Raw genomic sequence first — 21013 nt, 5'->3', positions numbered from 1 at the left:
AAAACTTTTAAGTCAATAGCTTAAAAGTTTTTTTATTTAGTAAGGTAATAAGTAATAAACATAAATAAAGTGGGAAGGCCAACAAAAAGAGATAAGAGTGTGATAATTTTTTTAGCTTTTTCTCGGCTGCTGTTATAGTTCCAAATGCCTGTGTAAATAGTGAAACCTACAACCCCACCTAGTAGATTAAGTAAAAAATCATCAATATTAACATAGCCTTGTTGCCAAATAAATTGCCCTAGTTGAACCAGCAAACTGATAATTCCGACAATTTTGATACTTCTCGTAAAATCAGGAACAGAAGGCAATGCTAATAAATAAATACCTAGTGGAACAAACCAAATGAAACTTCTCCAGACAAGCATTGGCTCATGGGTAAGAAATAAGTGTTGGTAGATAGATTTCAAAGGGATAAGATTTACCTCAGAGGGTGTTACAGGCAGTAAGAACCAGTGACTACCTATTAATAAGATTAAGTAACTTATAGCAATGACTTGTAGTGTTTTATGATAGTTTTTTTTCACGAAATAACAAGATCCTTTCTTTTTATCTAGTATAACCTACTATTTATAGAAACAAAAGAAAGAGGGTCATTCTTTACAAAATGCTAAATAAAATATATCCTTATTTTGAAACGGTATAAAGATAACGTGTTTAAGTTGAAGGGAGGTAATATAGTCCTTTTTATACAAGAGCTGAAATTAACTATAAGTAAGTTTATCTCATTAACAATTGGGCATTTATGATAACTTATCATATATTTAAAAATAGTAAGAAATAGTTTATAGGATAAAAAAACGAGGAGGATTTTAGCATGGGATTTAGAGAAGATTTTTTATGGGGCGGTGCAACTGCGGCTAATCAATGTGAAGGTGGGTATGATCAAGATGGTCGTGGATTAGCTAATGTGGATTTAATGCCACAAGGAGAAGACCGAATGGCTATTATGACCGGTCAAAAAAAACATTGGGCCTTTGACGATGACCATTTTTATCCAGCTAAAGTAGGGATAGACATGTATCACCACTATAAAGAAGATATTGCTTTGTTTGCAGAAATGGGATTTAAAACCTACCGTTTATCTCTAGCTTGGTCTAGGATTTTTCCAAAAGGAGATGAACTTGAACCAAATGAAGCTGGGCTATTATTTTATGAAAATATCTTTAAAGAGTGTCAAAAATACGGTATTGAGCCACTAGTAACGATTACTCATTTTGATGTACCTATGCATTTAGTGGAAACATACGGTTCTTGGCGTAACCGAGACATGCTTGTTTTTTATGAAAGATTGTGCCGAGTAGTTTTTAATCGGTATAAAGGCCTTGTCAAATATTGGTTGACCTTTAATGAAATTAATATGCTCCTACATGCTCCTTTCATGGCAGCTGGAATTTGTTTTGAACCAGGAGAAAATCAAGAACAAATTAAATATCAAGCAGCCCATCATGAATTAGTAGCTAGTGCCCTTGCTACTAAAATTGCCCATGAAGTAGATCCCAATAATCAAGTAGGGTGCATGTTAGCAGCCGGCTCTTACTATCCGCTAACACCTAATCCTAAAGACGTGTGGGCAGCCTATGAAGAAAATAAACAAAATTATTTCTTTATTGATGTCCAAGCGCGAGGCAGTTATCCAGCGGCAGCCGTAATTGACTGGGAAGAAAAAGGAATTGACGTTAAAATGGAACCAGGAGATTTGGAGTTATTAAAGACATATACGGTCGATTTTATTTCTTTTTCTTATTATTCTTCACGAGTAGCTGCTAGTCAAGAAGAAGGTAGCCCAAAAGCTGAAGGTAATATTTTTGCTTCCATTAAAAATCCTTACTTAGAAGAAAGTGAATGGGGTTGGCAAATTGATCCTTTAGGGTTACGTATTACTTTAAATGAGATTTATGACCGATACCAAAAACCTTTATTTATTGTTGAAAATGGTTTAGGAGCAGTAGATGTGCCAAGTGAGGTAGGAGAAATTCAAGATGATTACCGTATCGACTATTTAAGCCAACACATTCAAGCCATGAAAGATGCAGTAGAAAAAGATGGTGTGGATTTATTAGGTTATACTACTTGGGGCTGTATTGATTTAGTTTCTGCTAGTACTGGGGAAATGAAAAAACGGTATGGGTTCATTTATGTTGATTTAGACAATCAAGGAGAAGGCAGCTTAAAACGAAGTAAGAAAAAATCTTTTGACTGGTATAAACAAGTTATTGCAACAAATGGAGAAGATTTATCTAGCAAATAAGAAAATCAGTTGATAAATAAGTAACTAAAAAAACTCGCCGATTAGAAAAATTATTTCTAACTGGCGAGTTTTTATTTTTTTGTGGAATAAGTCAGAGTCAAATACTAATTTAAGCCCAGTCACCGTTACGGAAAACAGGTACCCGAGTTCCATCTGATTTAATTCCGTCGATGTTCATTTGATTAGAACCTACCATAAAGTCAACATGGGTGGTACTGCGGTTTAATCCAGCTTCTTGTAATTCTGTATAGGACATTTCTGTGCCGTTTTCTACACAAAATGCATAGGCTTGTCCAACTGCTAAGTGGTTAGAAGCATTTTCATCGAAAAGTGTGTTGTAGAAAGTCACACCAGACTGAGAGATAGGAGATGGATCTGGTACAAGTGCTACTTCTCCTAATTTTTTAGCTCCTTCATCTGTTGCTAATAATTTTCCTAAAACTTCTTCACCTTGTTCTGCAGAAAACTCAGTAATTAGTCCATCTTTAAAAGTGAAAGACATGCCACTAATAGTAGTTCCTGCATAGCTAAGAGGTTTAGTGCTGACAATTGTTCCGTCTACCCGGCGGCAATCAGGTGCAGTAAAGACTTCTTCAGTTGGCATATTCGGCATGAATTTTTCACCCCGGCTATTAAGACTACTTGCTCCGCTCCAAACATGATTTTTTGGCAAACCGACGATTAAGTCTGTTCCAGGAGCTGTATAATGAAGGGCATCAAATTGCGCTTCATTTAATTCTTGCGCTTTTTTAGTTAAAAGAGCATCATGATCTGTCCAACTTTGAACAGGATCTTTGTCATAAATACGAGTTGTTTTAAAAATTTGATCCCATAAAGCCATGACTTGTTCTTCAGAAGAAGCTAGTTCTGGAAAGACTTTTGCAGCCCATTCGCTACCTGCAGCTGCTGCAACTAACCAACTGACTTTATTAGATTGAGTTGCTTCCATCATTGTAGTAGAAGCTTTTCCCATAGCACTTTGGTAAGTAGCAATTCGGTCAGAATCTATTCCTTTTAGAGCATCAGGGTTTGAAGAAATAATGCTAATGCGGCTAGCCCCTTTTTCTACCCAGTCGTTCATTTCATCGACTTTATACTCAGGAATAGTTGTTAAACATTCTTCGTCAGCGTGAAGGAAAAATTCTCGTTGAATCAAATCATCGCTCCACTGAAGAATCACTTGTTTAGCTCCATGTTGATAAGCTTCTTTGACGATTTTTCGAGCTAAAACTACTTGGTCTACTGCTATACGCAATACAACTGTATGGTTTTTACGAACATTTACCCCTGTTTCTACGATTAATTTAGCGTATTTGTCTAAATATGTATCTAGTTCTTTTTGGTTCATAAAATAACCTCCTTTTTGAGCTAATTATATCATAAAATCATTTGTTTTGTTGTATAATTAAAAAAGAGGTTTAAATGAAAAAACAAAGGAATTTAATAATATTTTATGTTAAGCCAAACAGTGTCAAACAAGTAAAATTTATAACATAAAATAAAGTTGTTTCTTTTTTTATTGAGGGATTCATGATACAATATATTTAGTGAGAAGGATGATGTTGACAGTTCAAGGTTTTTGTGATGATTTTTGATAAACATGCTGATTTGGATAATTAAGGAGGAACTATTATGGCAAGAAAAAAAACAATAACAAAAGATCACATTTTGAATGCTGCTTATGAAATTGTTGCTACTGAAGGTTTTTCTCGGTTTACCGCTCGTAACATTGCTAGTAAAATGAAATGTTCTACACAACCTATTTATTTAGAGTTTAAAAACATGGATGACTTAAAGAATGCGTTATTTGACAAGATTGAAGGCTATTTACATGAAGAAGTCTTTTCTCAAGTCATTACTGGGGCACCTATTGTGGATATGACTTTAAATTACGTACATTTTGCTGCAGAAGAAAAAGTATTGTATCGTTCATTATATGTAGAGGAACATTCAGGCGGAACTAAGTTAAACAAATTTAGTTATGATTTGTTTATGGAAAAAATTAGTGGCGATGAAAAACTTAAAAATTTAAGCCAAGAGAAAAAAGAAGTACTATTTTCAGGTACATGGGTAGTAGCAACTGGTTTAGCTTCTTTAAAATCTGGTGGATTAATTAATCCATCTGATGAAAAAATCATTGATTTAATGAGAGAAGTAACCCGTGGTATTATCGAAAACAATGACTATACCTTTATTTTATAATAAACTATTGCCTAATTTCTTTAGTTATATATGTGAAGCTAGTCTCAATAAGTGTAAATAAGTATAAAACTTCAACCTGTTAAAGGTTGAAGTTTTTTGCTTGTTTACACTTATTTTTTCACAAAATGTAGGAATCAGACACCTTTTTAATGAGTGAAAACACTTACCTATAGACAAACGTCAATGGATGAAGTATGTTAAAAGACATACTTAGTTTTTATATAGGGTAAGTATGTGTGACATAAAGATAAAAACATAGAAAAAAGAGAGGGGTAGAACCATGGAATTCTTAGATTGTAAAAAACAAGCACATAAAATGATTCAACAGTTAAAACAAGCGACTCAAGCAACGACACAATTAACTGGCAAGAAACCGTCCTTATTAATTGTATTGGCATCCCATGACGATGCCTCTCGTGTGTATACCAAAAGAAAGATAAAAATTGGTGAAGAAGTTGGTATGCAAGTGGATTTACTGAAAATAGAGTCTCGTGTTACACAAGAAGATCTAGAAACTCAAATAAAAGACGTATTACCTCAATATGACGGGGTTATTTTTCAGTTACCCATGTTTGATCATCTTGAGCCTGATCGTCTTATTCAGCTATTGTCTGTTAACCAAGACGTAGATGGCTTAAAACCTGAGTCATTAGGTTTATTATGTTCAAGTGTATCAGGTAATAGACACGTGGCAGCGACAGCATTAGGGGTAGAGAAATTACTTTATGATAATCAGATTGATTTAGAAGGTAAGTTAGTGGTTGTGTTAGGTCGTTCTGACTTATTTGGTAAACCTATGCAAGGAGTGGTTCAAAATATGAATGGGACCTTGGTTTGTTTAAATAGTCATACACCTAAAAGACTAGCTCAATCTCTTTGCCAACAAGCTCAAGTTGTGATTAGTGCAACGGGACAGCCTTTAAGTATTGATAGTAGCTATATATCAGATGAAACGGTATTAATTGATGTGGGTATCACATTAGGAGAAGATGGCAAACTAAAAGGTGACTTTGATTTAGAGGAAATTAGGGCTAAGCGGCAAGCTATTTTAGCAACTAAAACACCAAATGGAACAGGTCAATTGACTGTGCCTTCTTTATTAGAAAATGTTTTTTCTGCTTTTTGTTACAATCAGCATTTAATCAAAGAAGATTATTGGTCAAGTGATATATAATAGAAGTAAGCTTACTAACTGTTTAGTTTAGTAAGCTTTTTTCATCTCGTTTTCTCCTTTAAAGATTAGTTTAATAAAATAAATTTAGTTTTTTAAAAAAATTGAAACTTTTAGCGTGTCTCATTCGTTATATAGGTGAGGAGGGTAAGAAGGAATGAAAATCCATGAATATGAAGACTATCTTGTAAAAGTCTCAAAAGAAATTATGAAATATTTAATTAAAATGGGATTATCAGAAGCGGATGCAAAAGATATCTCACAAGATGTCTTTGTTAAATTATTGGAGTTAGATACAGTCATTCCCTATGATAAGTTACGAGCTTGGATGTATCAGGTAGCTATCCGAACATCTATCGATAAACATCGCCGAAGACAAACCTATGACCGAATTTTACAAGAACGATATTTATCACTAGAGAGTTGGCAGTTAGAACAAACAGAACCTGATGATTTGCTGCAAGCTTTGGAAGGGTTAACGTCTTATGAACAAACCATTTTGATGATGAAATACGATCAGCAATTTCAAATAAAAGAAATGGCTTTAATTTTGAATCTTTCAGAAGGAAAAATTAAGACAGATTTGTATCGAGCTAGACAAACATTAAAACAACAATTAAAGGAGAAATAAAAATGGAAGAATTAAATCAATTAGACGCAGAATTTAAACAATTATCTAAAAAGGTAAAAAGAAAAAGAAACTTGACGACTTTAGGCATTAGTTTATTAACGATTTTAATCGTTTTAGGAATAAGCTATCAAGCGTCCCAAGTCTTTGTTAGAAAAGCTTATCAGAAAACAGATGAGTATGTGGCAGTGTTAGAAACAATCCAAGCTCCTAATATCCAAAGTAATAGCCGCTATATTACAAATAATGGGTTATTAAGCGGAACAGTCACTAGTCATAGATATAAAGAGATAGCTGGTTACCGTGTCCCTTGGAGTGCCTTTAATCAGCCATTTGGCTTATTTGGTTGGCAAAATCAAGCAGACTCCTCTCAGGATATGTTATCAGATGGATATGACCGTTTAACTCATCAAAAAGTTCCTGTGTTTTATAACGATAAAGCAGGAAAAAATGCTGAAAATAATCCTAAACCGAATGAATTAGAAAAAATGGCTAGCATGAAAAATTATGTAGGCGAAGTTGCTTTAACCTTTGACCGAAGTTACTCTTATGAAGAAATTCGTCAATTGATTCCTCATAATTTAGAAATCAATTGGTATTGGGTTGGAGCTTTAGGTAAAGAAAATCAAGCAAGTTCAGGTATGCCAGTTATTGGTTATCAAGCAGAAAAAAGTGAAATAAAACAAGAAAGTTATGAGTTTTTCAAAAAGCAACTAACCTTAGCTAAAGACCAATATGAACATCAGGTAAATGGCATCTCTATATATGACAAGACATGGAAACAATATAAAAACATTGATCAAATAGCAGAGGCGCCTTTTAAAGGAGTCATTGTAACAGGGCGAACAGAAGACTTTAAACAGTTAGTAGATCAATCATTTATTCAAGCAAGTTCAGTAGGAACAACTATCGAATGTGTTCCTTATATTAACGTAAAAGTAAATCAATAGTTAACTGTTTTTTTAAGCTACCTTCTTTTAAGGTAGCTTTTTTTGTTTTATCAGTTTTTTTGGTAAAATAAAAGAAGGTATCAAAGGTTAACGATTAATGAATAGAAAAGGAAGACAGTGGATGAAACAATTTACGGCAGTTATTAGTGACTTAGCTCAAGACAGTAAACAAGGGGTTAGGATAACTCTAAAAGAGATTAAAGCTATTAACGAAGATATCGATCAGTCAGTCTTAGCTCATTTAAATGAAGTGGTGTTAATTATTTCAAAAGAGAAAGTTGATTTACCGTTTGACTGGTCTGAGTTAAAAAAAGGTGTCAGTATTCGTTTGGTAACAGAGGATCAACCTATCATGACACGGTCGATTCCACCTCAACTACTAGCTAGTTGTGTAATTAGAGTTGAAAAGATTAAGGGGTAAATAAGAGATAAATAGAAAGCGAGAGGTAACATGATCGAAATAATTAAGAGAATAAATCAGCAGGATCTAACAAAACTTCTGCAAATTTGGTTAGAAACTAATATAGAAGCTCATGATTTTATTGATGCAAGTTATTGGGAGTCTAAATATCAAGAAGTGGAAAACGCATTGCCAGAAGCTACTTTGTTTATTTACCGTGAAGAGAGTAGTTGTGAAATAGTCGGTTTTTTAGGATTGATGGATGATTATATTGCAGGACTTTTTGTTAGAAAGGCCTATCAAAGAAAAGGGATTGGCAAAAAGTTGCTTTTAGCTGTACAACAAGAAAGAGAGTGTTTAGAACTATCAGTTTATCAAAAGAATCAAAGAGCTTATCAATTTTATTTAAGTCAGGGATTTACTGAAGTGAAAAAGTCGATGGATGAAGAAAGGACAGAAGAGGAGATAAGTATGATTTGGTATAAATAAAAAAAGACTTCCTTATTAAGGAAGTCTTTTAAAGTGACTAGATTTTGTTGATATTAACTGCTTGTAAGCCACGGTCTGTTTCTTCAACATCGAAAGAAACGCGTTGACCTTCGTCTAAAGATTTGAATCCTTCACCAACGATAGCTGAAAAGTGTGCAAAAACATCTTTTCCGTCTTCAGTAGTGATGAAACCAAAACCTTTATCAGCGTTAAACCATTTTACTGTTCCATTTTCCATTATAGATATACCTCCTCTTTATTTTTTGTAATAGTTACTTAACATAATGAGGTAGCTATATCATAAAAATATACTCAATTACTTAATTAAATTTATTACATTAATTAATATATCATGCTTTTTTACATAATGCAAACTTTTTTGATATTATTTATTGAAAAAGTTGGATATTGGTTATTTTTTGTTTTTAATATAGCTTTATGGTATACTAAAAGAAATTAAATAGGATTCACCACCGGGTGAAAATAGAATGTTACGTAATTTCGTTAGGTCATAGAAGAAATTACGTAACATTCTATTTATTTTTTAGGAGGAATTAAGATGGCTTGGATTTATTTAGTATTAGCAGGAATAACAGAGGTTTTTTGGGCGACTATGATGAAGTTAAGTGTTGGGTTTAGCAAAGGAACCTATACAATACTAACTATATTAGGTATGATTGTTAGTTTTGTCTTATTAGCTAAAGCTACTAAAGTGTTACCTTTAAGTTTAGCCTATCCCATTTGGACAGGAATTGGTGCTTTGGGTGCTATTATAATAGGAGTTATTTTTTTTGGAGACAAGCTAAATCCATTGACTTGGATATTTACAATATTATTACTTGTTAGCATTATAGGAATTAAATTAACTTCAGGTAACTAATAATTAAAAATACGCAGCTTAAATGGGCTGCGTATTTTTAATTAAAGGTAGGTTGAAGATTATTGCTATAAACTTTGACAGCTAATTGTTCTTCACTAGCTAAATAAGAGAAAAAATACTGGATAATATCTGGTTCGATAATATTTTTAATAAAAGTAATCGTTAATTGATCTTGGCAAGTAATCATCCCACAAGCCATTGGACTTTTTTGGGTAGGGTAGGCCATAAATTCCATATTATAAAGCTGCTGATTTATTTCTTCAGGTAAACTAACCTTCCCTAAATTAGTGAGAGTGATGGTTTTTTTTCGTTCGCTTAAATGAGAAAAACCAATCCGCATTAAATATTTTTTGACAAACAAAGGCACAAATTTGGATGCGATATTTTTTTCAAAGTTTACATTACTATTGATTGAGGACTGTAAATAAGTTTTAGATGTTTTTTGTTGTAACATCTCTTGAACTAAAGGGACTAGTTTTTCAACCGTCATGGTGTCATCCATATAAGCACCAACATTAATCACATTGAAAAAGTTACGTAAGGTTTTAGAAGGAAAAGCCCGTCTTAAATTAACCGGAATAGCAATTACGACAGGTTTTTTCATCGCTTTTTGGTTTTGATTGCATTGATAAATAGAATAAATTAAGACAGAAGCTAAATATGCAGTTAAAGAGCCTCCGTACTGTTTGGCTTTATTGTAGACAGCTTGACTATTTAAAATACCATGAGTGACACTGTTATCCTCATTACCATAGTTCACCCCCTTAATATGGAAGGAACTAGGACTTCTAGGGGTTTCTGCGTAAACAGGGGTGTAATTAGCCTTAAAACTATCTTCTACTTCAGAAGGAGTAGGAGATTCATAAATGGTTTTAATTCCTTCTGTATTTGAAACGGTATTGCCACATTCTGCAAAATATTGTAATAAAATGCTTTTTAAAAGTTCTAAAGCGCCAGTACCATCTGTTAATGAATGGAAAATTTCCACTGTAATCCGGTGATGATAATAAAGAACACGGAGTAAATAACCCTTGGATAGCATAGGATCAATCGGCCGACAAGGAGGTAACTGTTCTTTTTGAATGGTTAACGGATTTCGGTTAGCATCTAAGTAATTCCAAAAAATACCTCTACGTAACCGTACTGAAAACATAGGAAAACGAACCATTACTTTTTCAACCGCATGCTGTAAAGCCACAGGATCAACAGGCTGCTTTAAAGTCGCACTAATTCTAAAAACAGAGGAATTACTATCGCCTGTAACAGAAGGGAATACTTTTGCTGCATTATCTAATTGATACCAACTTTGCATAGGTTTCTCCTTTTAAAAATGAAATCTTTTTTGTAATTCATATAGTAGTCGCTTGCCTGAAAAAATAAATAAGCCGAGAACAGTTAATAAACCGTAAAGTAGTGAAATAAGACTTGGCCAAAGAACTGTGATACCTTCAAATAAAAAGACAATACAAGGAATAACATTAATGCCTAAAGTAAGCAAGATATAACCAATGTCATCTCGCCACATCGATTTATTAACCAAAGACCAAAATGTCATTAGTAGCCCAGTTATAATACCAGTTAAAGGCACACCGTAGTTAAGGGACCATCTAGAAAAGCCAAAAGACACATCAATAATGATTAATAAGGCGCTAAGTAACAGATAGTTTCGCCATAAAATTTTAGCAAGAGTATTGATGTTAAAGTGCCGGTAAATGTCTGATCCTAAATACCATAAGTAAAAACTGGCGATGACGATAATCGGCGACCATTTAACTGGATAAAGATGCCAGGTAAAGATATTAAGGGTAATGGTAGCTGTTATTAGGACAATAGTAGCGTATAGCCAAACTTTGATTCGTAATTTTTTGTTTCGTTTAGGTTTTCGGTACTGAGGGTAACTCAAGGGAGTATTGACTGTTTGATTTGTTAATTTCATTTGACACAAAGGACAATGAGTATGTTGTTTGTCCACTTCTACTTGACAATGTAAACAGTAAGTCATTGGTTTCTCCTTTACTTGTACGTAATAATAAATATAAAGCTTATAAGAAAAAGTAGAGAAAGAACCGTTTAAAGTCTCTCTCTACTTTTATTCTAGCATATGCTTAACAAAATGGAATAGCAGTTAGCTGTCTTTGCTGGCACCAGTTTACTAGATAGCTGTCTAGGACAAAAGAAGCCTTAGGTAAATCTGCCACAGATTGGCTACTAGTTAAGGTCATAATCATTTTAATAACTTCTTTCCAAGTTTCTATTTCCTCTATAGTTGCCTCGATTCCTTCTTTTAAATAATAATGAAGAAAATAACCTGCTACACCACAGGATTTAGCTCCTAATACTAGGGATTTAACTACTTGTACAGGGGTTTGAATTCCTCCTGAAGCTAAAATATCTAACTCAGTTGTGTAAGAAGAAGCTTCTAAAAGAGAGAGAACAGTAGATTGTCCCCAATCTTCTAAATAGTGGAATTCTTTCAGTTTTCTGCGTTCATTTTCAATTTCCACAAAATTAGTGCCACCTTGTCCACTAACATCAATGGTTGTTACCCCGCAACTTTTAAGAGCGGCAATGGTTTCTTGACTCATACCAAAACCAACTTCTTTGACAATCACTGGGACCCCGACTTCTTTCACCATTTTTTGAATAGAATCGAGCCAAGTAGAAAATTGTTTGCTTCCTTCTGGCATAACTAATTCTTGAGGCGCATTTAGGTGAATCTGAAGGGCATCTGCTTTTAGTAAATCTACTGCTTTTTTACCATTTTCAACGGAATGTTCAGCACCTAAATTGGCAAAGATAATTCCATTTGGATGATGTTCTCTAACAATTTGATAGCTATCTACTGTGTCTGGATTTTTAAGACCACTGCTAACAGAGCCAGTCGCCATGGCTAAACCTGTTTCTCTAGCAATCAAACTTAAATCTCCATTGATTTTTTTCGTTCTTTGACTGCCCCCTGTCATTGCATTGATATAAAAAGGAGCATCAAAAGACAGACCAGCAAAACTGGTTTGTAAAGAAACTTGATCGAGATTGACAGTAGGTAAGGAGTGGTGAATTAAGGTGATTCTATCAAAATCATTGGGCTGAGTCTTGTGATAAAATTTTTGAGCTAGTGCCACATGTTCATTTTTTCTTTTTTGATCAATGATTGACATACCGTTATCCTTTCCTAATGCTTATTATCTTGATGGACAGTTAAATTCAAATGCTCGATTTGATGTGCTTGCCAAGCTTCAATTAAGGGAGCGACTGATTGAGTGGTATTCATAAGAGCAATCCCGCAATCTCCACCACCTGCACCAGAAGACTTAGCGGCTCCTCCGAATTTTTCTGCTAAATCACACAAGGTTGCTAAGGTTTCTGTTTCAATTAAAACTTGACTGTTTTGTCCTAAGGCTTGTAATAATAAACGATTTTTTCGAATAGCTGCTTGAATTTGTTCTGCATTTTGATGTCTAAAGCCTTCAATACATTGATGGACACAATCATAACTTTGAGCCAAAAAGCGCTGGTAAGAGGCATTTTGTTTTTCCATGTTATCTTTGACTGAATCCACTAATTGAGTCGTTGAAGCAGGTGCTCCAGTCCAACCAATCATTAAGCGTAAATCTTTTGGTGGAGTTAACACTTCAATATGTAATTTAGGCCAGTCTTGATGCAATAATTGAGTTAAAGCAAGGGTACTTTTTTGACGGTTAACCCAGTCTTTATCAAAACTAGCATAGGCAACCCATCCTCCAAAGGAACTAGCCGCTAAGTCACCGAAAGAGCCATTACTATTTAAGGCTAGGTGAGCTAGTGCTGCTAATTTATAGACGATTAAAGGTTCTTTGTTTACTTTATAGAAGGTAAGTAAGGCTTTAATGGTAGCAACAGTTACAGCCCCACTGGAACCTAAGCCGTATTTTCTGCCGTCAGCATTATCTAAATCACTTTCAATTTGCAAATCAAAGAAGGTAAGTGGGTAACCTAGTTCACGAACATAGTCTTCGGTTATTTTAATGGCTTCTTCTACATAAGCAAAAGGATTTTCCCGTTGATCAATGACAAATTGACCATTAACTCGTGTCCAAGGAATGCTCATTCCCTTACTGTGGCTTGAGCAAATACTTCCTCCATTAGTTGTTTGTTTTAAATATACTGTAATATATTGATTCAGTGCAACAAGTACAGCTGGATACCCAGGTTCAGTTACAGCATATTCTCCTGCGATATATAATTTACCAGGAGCACTTTGTTGAATCATGCGAAAATTTCCTTTCTTTAAGGATATCTTGTTAAGATATCTGTTGATTATTCAGTTTAATGATTAATGGCTTTCTAAAATTTGAATGCCTTGACCGACGCCAGAGGAGATAATAGTCAAATCAGGTAAAAGAGCTTGAAATTGAGTTTGTAATTCTTTCATCTGACTCTTCCGACACAAGACTTTAACATTGGGACCAGCATCCATCGTAAAGTAACAAGCATATCCTTGTTCACGTAAAGTTCTAACAGCATTCATAGCTAGGATAGAACCTGGTTCAAAATAGCAAAAAGGAGGATTAGCTCCTAACATGGTTCCGTGCATTTTCATGCCATTAGCTTCTGTAATTTCTCCTAATTTTTGAAAGTTTCGCTGTGCAATGGCTTGTTTAATCGCTATTAAGTCTTGATTAGCAGCTTCTACCCAAGCAGGATAAAACTGAGAGGTGTTGACTGTATGAGCCATACCTTGTCGGCTAGAAATTTTTTTGCTGTTGGAATTAACAACCAAGGTTAGCATGCCAATGTCCCAACTAGCGTCATCGATAAATTTTGCCCGACTGGTTTTGTGACTATTGCCCTTAGTCCATTGAACAAATCCACCAAAAACACTTCGAGTAGCACTACCACTGCCACGTCTAATATAAGTAGATAAGTCTTCTTCAGATAAATCAAGGCCAGTCAATCGGTTCATTGCAGCCCCTAGTGCCGCAAAGGCGGAGGCGGATGAGGCTAAGCCTGCTGCTGTTGGTACAAAATTTATACTGGCTACTTCAATGGGAGAAAAATGCTGACTTTTTTCTCGGAATAAATCTAAAAAGGCGGAGATTTTTTTTGTTTCTTCTTGACTTTGTTTTTCTCCGTTTAAATAAAAGACATCAGACTCAGTCACTGGTAGCCATTTGACTGAGGTGTCAGTATAAAACTCATCTAAGGTTAATGATAAACTACTGTTCATCGGAATAAATAAGTGGGGATCTTTCTTTCCCCAATATTTAATTAAGGCAATATTAGTATGGGCTCTAGCTTTTACAATATTTAACAATGGGATTCACTCATTTCATATATCCAAGTTTGGTTAGCACCTGTTTTTTCCAGTGCTTCTGCAATTTTTTTAGCAATCTTTTGATTTTCTGCTAAAGCGATCATGCAACCGCCACGACCACCACCTGTTAATTTAGCACCTAATGCTTGATTACTCAAGGCCGAAACGATTAAACGGTCTAATTCTAGACTAGAAACTCCTAATTCTGCTAGGGCAATTTGAGCTTGGTTCATGGCTTTGCCTAACTCATAAGGGTTATTTTCACTTAAATACTGGCGACTTTCTTTTGCTAGGCGACCTAATCTGTGAATATATGTTTGATAAATTTCTTTTTTAGGCCCATTTAGTTTGTCTGATACACTTCTAACCGCTTCTCTTGTTTGACCTGTGTGACCAGTATCTGCCACAACTAAAGTAGCATTTAAATTTAAAATAACCGGCTCAAAGGCTTGGTTTTTAATGTAGTAATAGGGACAATCACTACTAGTCATTAAAGCGTCTAGGCCACTTGGGTTGCCATGGGAAATTTTTTCTGCAACATCTACAATGGCTAATAAATCCTTTTGAGATAAAGGCGTTTGATAAAAATCATAAATGGCTCGTGTAGTGGCAACTGCCACAGCAGCGCTGGATCCCATTCCTCTTTCAGCAGGGATGGTACTATCGATTTGAATGGATAAATAGTCTGTGGAATGATTTAACGTATTTAAACAGACTTGAATCGTTTGTTTAACACTTTCTAACAATTCAGGCATTTCTTCTAAAACACCTTGATAAAAGTCACAAGCAATGGTTGTTGCCTTTTCGGCAGGTTTGACCGTCGCTTGAATCGTTACAGCTGGAAAAGGAATAGCGATAGAAGGCTCACCATATACTACGGAATGTTCTCCCATTAAAATAATTTTGCCATGAGCTTGGCCAATACCTTTTTTATAGGGGCTTTCTGACATTACATTCATCCTTCTTTCTTCAAAATAAAGTCACTAACTAAATAATTGTATCAAAAACGGAGCAGCATACAAAGTCATAAATTGAATTCCATAATTAACCCCTAATCGGTTAAGGGTGCCACAAGCTAATGCGATAAGAATAATAGCAAAAACATTAAGTAAACCTGCATCCATATAGCCTAGTAGAACAACTAGGGAGATGAAGATAGCTAAAATAGCTTCATGAGGAATTTTGGTTTGAACAAAGAGCGTTAACGGAGCGGCAAAGCGCATAGCAATTAAATAAACTAGGACAAGCGCTAGGCTGCTACCAACTAAAAAAGGCACAAGTAACTCACCTGTTGTAAATTGATCCGTAATTGTATGATTAATAGAAAAAATAGGTGGAGCTTCAAAAAAAGCGGCACCTGGTCCAATTGCGGCAGGAGCAATGGGAATACCTAAAGCAATAACAGAGATGACTAAGCCGGACATATAAGTACCTTGAGCTAAGGCACTCATAGTGACAATAGTGGTTTCTGCTTGTTTAACGGGATCTTTTTCTTTTTTTCCCATCATTTCTCCTAATAAAATAGTCAGACCAACTGGACTTAGCACAAATAAAGGAGTAGCAAGGAGGGTGGCTAAGATACTACTTTTCCGCTCACGAGAAGTTAAAACCCCTTTAGGATTGAGAGAATGAGGCGGAATTTTTGGAATATAAGCTTGTTGGTAATGCTTTCTTTCTAATTTTTTTCTCTCTTCTTGATGAAATAAAGATAAAAGAGATAGGAGTAAAGGAGCGACAGTTATTCCTAAAAAGAAAGAGGTAGTAATATTTTTTCCTTCAGGTACTAACCCTATTTGCCAATAAAGACTCCGCAAACTTTGGAATAAAATAGCTAAGGGAACAATGCTGAGCAGAGATAAAATTTTAGCTTTGCTAATCAGAGATAAAAAGATAGCTCCTAAGATAAATAACCAAGCAGCATGAGCTTTTAAAGGCTCAATTATCGGGGAGATTAGCTGCATTAAAATTAAACTAGCCGGCAAAGAAATACAAACTCCAATCACACTGCCTAAAGTAGCTTTTTTAATCGCAGTAGCTGTTTTTCCTTGTTGTTTTAGAAAAAGAGCATGACTAATCATAGGGGTAGACATAACTCCACCTGGTAGTCCAATCACTAAAGTAGGCATTAAGTTCATCAGACCTAACGTAACAAAAGCTGCTACGAAAAAACTAAGAGCAACTAAAGGATGAATCCCTGTTAAAATTAAGGTTAAGGAAATCGGCATTAAAACAGAGGTTTCATCTGTTCCTGGAATAAAGCCGATAATGGTATATAACCCAATGGCTAAAATAGCAGCTAATATCATTTGACTTACTAGTATCCAGCTCATTTATCAGAGTCTCCTCTCACTTCTTTTTGAATGATTCTTTTCGGTTGAATTCTTTTAGCATTGATAAAAAAAGCCAGTAACGCCCCTACTAAACCTAATAAAAGTTGAAGGGTTTGATTATTGGAAGGAGCTAAGAAAAATCCAACCATGGTTAAGGTCACAGATAAAAAAATACTGGTTAGTAAATCCTTTAAACCAACCACATCTTGCCAAATATAGAGTAGTTTTGTTTTCATAAAAATTCTCCTGTTCTGAACTGGTTTGATGTTATAAGTTGCTATGACTGAAATAGTTCTTCTACTTTAGTAGTTTACAAGAAAATCAGTAAAAAAGCATGAAATTAAAGTGGCCTTAATCCTTTTTTTAAAAAGAAAAGAAGATTGCTGGCAGCAATCTTCTTGAATTGACTTGTTGGTCTATTTGTTCATATCTTTTAAGACGGTAATTTTTTCAATTTTAATGTCTTTTTTAGGTTTATCTTGACTATCTGTTTCTGCTTCAGCAATTTTATCAACCACATCCATACCTTCAATCACTTGACCAAAAACAGTATGAACAGAATCGCTTCCTTCAAAGACATAGTCTAAATAAGGAGCCCCACCTTGTTTGTATTGTTGGATGATTTTCTCAGGATATTCATCAGTTAATAGTCCTTCAGACATATCTTTTTTATTTTGAACGATAAAGAATTGACTGCCGTTTGTATTAGGACCGGCGTTAGCCATAGAAAGTGCTCCGCGAATATTGAATAATTGTTGGCTTCCTTCATCTTTAAATGGTTTTTTCCAAATACTTTCTCCGCCCATTCCTGTACCTTCAGGGTCTCCAGTTTGAATCATAAAATCATTGATTACACGGTGGAATAAGACATCTTTGTAGTAGTCTTTTTTAGCATGAGTCAAGAAGTTTTCCACTGCTTTAGGGGCAATTTCTGGAAACAGTTTGATTTTAATGTTTCCTTCGGTTGTCTCCATTTCTACTAAGGCTTCATTGTCTGCAACCTCTTGATTTAATTGAGGAAGCTCTAAAGCGTTTAAATCTACCACCTTTTTAGGTTCTTTTTTGGTTGTTTTTTCAGTGGTTGTTTCTTTTTGACTAGACTCTTGTTTAGCAGGAGACTGACAACCAGCTAAAAGTAGGGAAGTACATGCTAAAGTAAGACCCAAAGTTATCCATTTTTTAGTCATTATGTGCCTTCTTTCTTTTTTAGTTATTTATTATCCCTATCATAACAAATTAGAGGGAATAGACAAATGACTTTAGAGAAAATTATCTAGCTTTTCTCATTGAAAAGGGTTAAATTAAAAGAAAAATTAAGAAAAAGAGAGTTTTTATCGTCTTTTGTCAATACTATTGGACAAATGACTGGATTATTCGTAAAATGTATACTGATATATTATGTATGAAAAGATTAGGAGGACTTTATATGTCCATGTTTTTAGATCAAGTAAATATTGAAGTAAGCGCCGGTAAAGGCGGAGACGGAATGGTTGCGTTCCGTAGAGAAAAATATGTACCAGACGGTGGTCCCGCTGGTGGAGATGGTGGTCGTGGTGGTGACGTCATTTTAGTTGTCGACGAAGGCTTGCGAACATTAATGGATTTTAGATTTAATCGTCATTTTAGAGCTCAACCTGGCGAAAATGGCATGAGTAAAGGTATGCATGGCCGAGGAGCTAAAGATTTGTACGTAGCTGTTCCACCAGGTACGACAGTTAGAGAAGCAGAATCTGGCATGTTACTAGGTGACTTAATTGATCATGGTCAAGAGTTGGTAGTTGCTAAAGGTGGTCGTGGTGGTCGAGGTAATATTCGCTTTGCTACGCCAAGAAACCCTGCTCCTGAAATTTCTGAAAACGGAGAGCCAGGAGTTGAAAGAACCATTGAACTTGAGTTAAAAGTGTTAGCAGATGTTGGATTGGTTGGATTTCCTTCAGTAGGAAAATCTACTTTACTTTCTATTGTTTCTAAAGCGAAACCGAAAATTGGGGCTTATCATTTTACTACTTTAGTACCTAATTTAGGGATGGTAACCTTAAAAGACGGACGAAGCTTTGTTATGGCTGATTTACCAGGTCTAATTGAGGGAGCTTCTGAAGGAGTAGGTCTAGGGACACAATTTTTACGTCACATTGAACGGACTCGGGTATTGCTTCATGTTATTGATATGAGTGGTGTAGAAGGAAGAGATCCTTTTGAAGACTACTTAACCATTAATGACGAACTAGAAGGTCATAATTTACGCCTATTAGAGCGTCCTCAAGTGATTGTGGCAAACAAAATGGATATGCCTGACTCAGAAGAAAATTTAGCTGAGTTTAACAAACAACTGGCTGCTTATTGTGAAAAAGAAAATCGGGAAATCCCGCAAATTTTCCCAATTTCAGGGGTAACCCGTCAAGGAATTGAGAATTTATTGAGTACTACTGTCAATATATTGGAAAACACACCAGAATTTCCAATGTACGATGAAGAACAAGAAGAAGAAATTATTCGTTATGAATTCCAAAAAGAAAGCAAACCGTTCGCTATTACTAGAGAACCAGATGGCACTTGGGTATTGTCTGGCCGTGAGCTAGAAAGATTGTTCCATATGACTAATTTGGAACGAGATGAAAGCTTAATGCGCTTTGCTAGACAAATGCGAGGTATGGGAGTCGACGAAGAATTACGTGAACGAGGCGCGAAAGACGGCGACACGGTTCGTATTGAAGACTTCATTTTTGAATTCATTGATTAAAAATTAGTCTAAAATAGTAAATCTAGAAAAAGCTTAGGAAAAAATTCTTAAGCTTTTTTCTATGCCACCACCTATTAATAGAGAATTCTTTTTAAATCAAGAAATTATTGATACAATAAAGATAACTAAAAAAGGGAAGTGATGAAATGAGTAAACGCGTTATTATATTAACTTTTGAACAAGAAAGTGTTTCTTATCAAGCTTTTTCTGAAATTAAACGACTACATAACCAACGAGAAGTTCGTGGTGAACAGATGGCAGTGATTAGTCATAAAGAAGACGGCAGTCATCAGTTTGAAATGCAAGATTTTATTGATTTTACAGGAGCAGATCATAGTGCTAAAAATAGTACAATCGGCATGTTAATTGGTCTTTTAGCTGGTCCTTTAGGCATGATGTTAGGTTGGTTTGCAGGTGGCATGATTGGCGGGGCAAAAGATGCTAAAGAAATTACGACAGCTACTAGCATTTTTGAACATGTAGGTAAAGACATTGCTGAGGGAGAAACAGGAGTAGTATTAATTGCAGACGAAGATGATAACCGTCCTTTAAATCAGTTGATTTTCAATAAACTAGGTGGTAATATTACACGTCTAGAGTTAGAAGATGTAGAAGAAGAAATCACAGATGCTAAGGAATTAGAGCAAGATATGGCAGAGCATGCAGTTAAAACTTGGCAAGAAAAAAGAGAAGAAAAACAAGCAGATGAACATTAATATGAAAAGAAAGTAAGGTAAGATATGGAGTTACAATTTTTAGGCACTGGGGCAGGTGTCCCGTCCAAACAACGAAACGTTACAAGTATTGCACTAAAATTATTAGATGAAAGAAATGCTGTATGGTTATTTGACTGCGGAGAATCTACTCAGCAACAAATACTTCAAACAGCTATTAGACCTAGAAAAATCGAAAAAATATTTATTACCCACTTACACGGGGATCATATTTTTGGTTTACCAGGTTTATTAAGCAGTCGCTCTTTTCAAGGGGGAGAAACCCCTTTAACTATTGTTGGTCCTAAAGGGATTAAGGAATTTGTAGAAACTAGTTTAAAAATCTCAGAAAGTCATGTGAGTTATCCTATTATCTACAATGAAATTGATGAAACTGGCACTATTTTTAAAGATCATCAGTTTGAAGTTGTCTGTCTACCTTTAGATCACCGCATTAAATGTTACGGTTACCGGATTATTGAAACAGATCATGAAGGTGAGCTACAAGTGGCACAATTAAAAGAATTAAATGTGCCGTCAGGTCCTGTGTACGGTCAGTTGAAGCGAGGAGAAACAGTTCAATTAGAAGATGGACGTGTGTTAAATGGCCAAGACTTTTTAGGTCCTGCGCAAAAGGGCCGAGTGGTGACTATTTTAGGAGATACGCGTAGAACTCCCAATGCAGAACAATTAGCTAAGGATGCAGATGTTTTAGTCCATGAAAGTACCTTTAATCAAGCAGAACAAAAGTTAGCTAAAGCTTATTTTCACTCTACAACAGTAGATGCTGCCACAGTGGCTAAAAAAGCTGGGGTTAACCGGTTACTGCTGACTCATATCAGTGCTCGTTACGTAGGTGCAGAAGCACTTAATTTAGAAAAAGAAGCTAAAAAAGTATTTAAAAATAGCCAAGTAGTTAGAGATTTCGATACTATTGAGATACCATTACCTAAAACAAAGGAGTCTTAA

The 21013-nt window shown here is 35.1% G+C and carries 23 protein-coding genes; 11 read left to right on the top strand and 12 right to left on the bottom strand.

Annotated features, from left to right (window positions below):
• Positions 1-32 precede the first annotated feature (32 nt).
• Positions 33-524: a VanZ family protein gene (locus C7P63_RS03230; RefSeq protein ID WP_165863758.1), complete on the bottom strand. Its 492-nt coding sequence runs from the start codon at positions 522-524 to the stop codon at positions 33-35.
• Between the two features lie 290 nt (positions 525-814).
• Between C7P63_RS03230 and C7P63_RS03225 the strand changes: the two genes are divergently transcribed.
• Positions 815-2248 carry a 6-phospho-beta-glucosidase gene (locus C7P63_RS03225; protein ID WP_125942719.1) on the top strand — a complete coding sequence of 478 codons (1434 nt, stop codon included), beginning with the start codon at positions 815-817 and terminating at the stop codon, positions 2246-2248.
• A gap of 109 nt (positions 2249-2357) precedes the next feature.
• Here C7P63_RS03225 and C7P63_RS03220 read toward each other — a convergent pair whose 3' ends face one another.
• Complete coding sequence (locus tag C7P63_RS03220) at positions 2358-3596, bottom strand: aminopeptidase (protein WP_125942718.1); 1239 nt, start codon at positions 3594-3596, stop codon at positions 2358-2360.
• Positions 3597-3880: 284 nt separating this feature from the next.
• On the opposite strand from C7P63_RS03220, the gene C7P63_RS03215 reads away from it, so the two are divergent.
• The 6 genes from C7P63_RS03215 (at position 3881) to C7P63_RS03190 (ending at position 8088) form a co-directional block, all read left to right on the top strand.
• Positions 3881-4450, top strand: a complete 570-nt coding sequence (locus C7P63_RS03215) for a TetR/AcrR family transcriptional regulator (protein ID WP_125942717.1) — start codon at positions 3881-3883, stop codon at positions 4448-4450.
• Between the two features lie 280 nt (positions 4451-4730).
• Entirely contained in the window at positions 4731-5624 is an 894-nt protein-coding gene (locus C7P63_RS03210; RefSeq protein WP_125942716.1) for a bifunctional 5,10-methylenetetrahydrofolate dehydrogenase/5,10-methenyltetrahydrofolate cyclohydrolase, read from the top strand.
• Positions 5625-5778: 154 nt separating this feature from the next.
• Positions 5779-6252: an RNA polymerase sigma factor gene (locus C7P63_RS03205; RefSeq protein ID WP_125942715.1), complete on the top strand. Its 474-nt coding sequence runs from the start codon at positions 5779-5781 to the stop codon at positions 6250-6252.
• A gap of 2 nt (positions 6253-6254) precedes the next feature.
• A complete protein-coding gene (locus C7P63_RS03200) occupies positions 6255-7199 on the top strand; it encodes an anti sigma factor C-terminal domain-containing protein (protein ID WP_125942714.1) in 945 nt (314 codons plus the stop codon).
• Between the two features lie 121 nt (positions 7200-7320).
• Positions 7321-7620: a hypothetical protein gene (locus C7P63_RS03195; protein WP_125942713.1), complete on the top strand. Its 300-nt coding sequence runs from the start codon at positions 7321-7323 to the stop codon at positions 7618-7620.
• Between the two features lie 30 nt (positions 7621-7650).
• Complete coding sequence (locus C7P63_RS03190; protein WP_125942712.1) at positions 7651-8088, top strand: GNAT family N-acetyltransferase; 438 nt, start codon at positions 7651-7653, stop codon at positions 8086-8088.
• Between the two features lie 37 nt (positions 8089-8125).
• Here C7P63_RS03190 and C7P63_RS03185 read toward each other — a convergent pair whose 3' ends face one another.
• Positions 8126-8326 carry a cold-shock protein gene (locus C7P63_RS03185; protein WP_125942711.1) on the bottom strand — a complete coding sequence of 67 codons (201 nt, stop codon included), beginning with the start codon at positions 8324-8326 and terminating at the stop codon, positions 8126-8128.
• Between the two features lie 321 nt (positions 8327-8647).
• Here C7P63_RS03185 and C7P63_RS03180 point away from each other — a divergent pair, with 321 nt between their 5' ends.
• The gene (locus C7P63_RS03180) at positions 8648-8968 is read left to right on the top strand and encodes a DMT family transporter (RefSeq protein ID WP_125942710.1); all 321 of its coding nucleotides are present in this window, start codon (positions 8648-8650) and stop codon (positions 8966-8968) included.
• Positions 8969-9005: 37 nt separating this feature from the next.
• Here the strand turns inward: C7P63_RS03180 and C7P63_RS03175 are convergent, their stop codons facing one another.
• The 9 genes from C7P63_RS03175 to C7P63_RS03135 all read right to left on the bottom strand — a co-directional run bounded on the left by C7P63_RS03175 (position 9006) and on the right by C7P63_RS03135 (position 17778).
• Positions 9006-10280 carry an alcohol acetyltransferase gene (locus C7P63_RS03175; RefSeq protein ID WP_125942709.1) on the bottom strand — a complete coding sequence of 425 codons (1275 nt, stop codon included), beginning with the start codon at positions 10278-10280 and terminating at the stop codon, positions 9006-9008.
• 12 nt (positions 10281-10292) lie between these two features.
• Positions 10293-10970, bottom strand: coding sequence for a DUF6320 domain-containing protein (locus C7P63_RS03170; RefSeq protein WP_125942708.1), 678 nt, complete (start codon positions 10968-10970; stop codon positions 10293-10295).
• A 103-nt stretch (positions 10971-11073) separates the two neighbouring features.
• Positions 11074-12126, bottom strand: a complete 1053-nt coding sequence (gene fni / locus C7P63_RS03165; protein WP_125942707.1) for a type 2 isopentenyl-diphosphate Delta-isomerase — start codon at positions 12124-12126, stop codon at positions 11074-11076.
• Between the two features lie 14 nt (positions 12127-12140).
• Positions 12141-13217, bottom strand: a complete 1077-nt coding sequence (locus tag C7P63_RS03160; RefSeq protein ID WP_125942706.1) for a phosphomevalonate kinase — start codon at positions 13215-13217, stop codon at positions 12141-12143.
• A gap of 63 nt (positions 13218-13280) precedes the next feature.
• Positions 13281-14261 carry a diphosphomevalonate decarboxylase gene (gene mvaD, locus C7P63_RS03155; RefSeq protein WP_125942705.1) on the bottom strand — a complete coding sequence of 327 codons (981 nt, stop codon included), beginning with the start codon at positions 14259-14261 and terminating at the stop codon, positions 13281-13283.
• Positions 14255-15211 (bottom strand): mevalonate kinase, encoded by a 957-nt coding sequence (gene mvk, locus C7P63_RS03150; RefSeq protein WP_125942704.1) that lies wholly within the window; start codon positions 15209-15211, stop codon positions 14255-14257. The genes mvaD and mvk overlap by 7 nt, the downstream gene beginning before the upstream one ends.
• A gap of 33 nt (positions 15212-15244) precedes the next feature.
• Positions 15245-16591 (bottom strand): tripartite tricarboxylate transporter permease, encoded by a 1347-nt coding sequence (locus C7P63_RS03145; RefSeq protein ID WP_125942703.1) that lies wholly within the window; start codon positions 16589-16591, stop codon positions 15245-15247.
• Positions 16588-16827: a hypothetical protein gene (locus tag C7P63_RS03140; protein ID WP_207852924.1), complete on the bottom strand. Its 240-nt coding sequence runs from the start codon at positions 16825-16827 to the stop codon at positions 16588-16590. The genes C7P63_RS03145 and C7P63_RS03140 overlap by 4 nt, the downstream gene beginning before the upstream one ends.
• 180 nt (positions 16828-17007) lie before the next feature.
• Positions 17008-17778 carry a peptidylprolyl isomerase gene (locus C7P63_RS03135; protein WP_125942701.1) on the bottom strand — a complete coding sequence of 257 codons (771 nt, stop codon included), beginning with the start codon at positions 17776-17778 and terminating at the stop codon, positions 17008-17010.
• A gap of 239 nt (positions 17779-18017) precedes the next feature.
• On the opposite strand from C7P63_RS03135, the gene obgE reads away from it, so the two are divergent.
• The 3 genes from obgE to rnz all read left to right on the top strand — a co-directional run bounded on the left by obgE (position 18018) and on the right by rnz (position 21013).
• A complete protein-coding gene (gene obgE / locus C7P63_RS03130) occupies positions 18018-19331 on the top strand; it encodes a GTPase ObgE (protein WP_125942700.1) in 1314 nt (437 codons plus the stop codon).
• Between the two features lie 146 nt (positions 19332-19477).
• Positions 19478-20047, top strand: coding sequence for a DUF1269 domain-containing protein (locus tag C7P63_RS03125; RefSeq protein ID WP_125942699.1), 570 nt, complete (start codon positions 19478-19480; stop codon positions 20045-20047).
• 24 nt (positions 20048-20071) lie between these two features.
• Entirely contained in the window at positions 20072-21013 is a 942-nt protein-coding gene (gene rnz / locus C7P63_RS03120; protein ID WP_125942698.1) for a ribonuclease Z, read from the top strand.

It is taken from the genome of Vagococcus humatus (assembly GCF_003950325.1).
In the GTDB taxonomy this organism is placed as follows: Bacteria; Bacillota; Bacilli; order Lactobacillales; family Vagococcaceae; genus Vagococcus_C; species Vagococcus_C humatus.
This window is presented reverse-complemented; position numbering and strand designations above follow the sequence as displayed.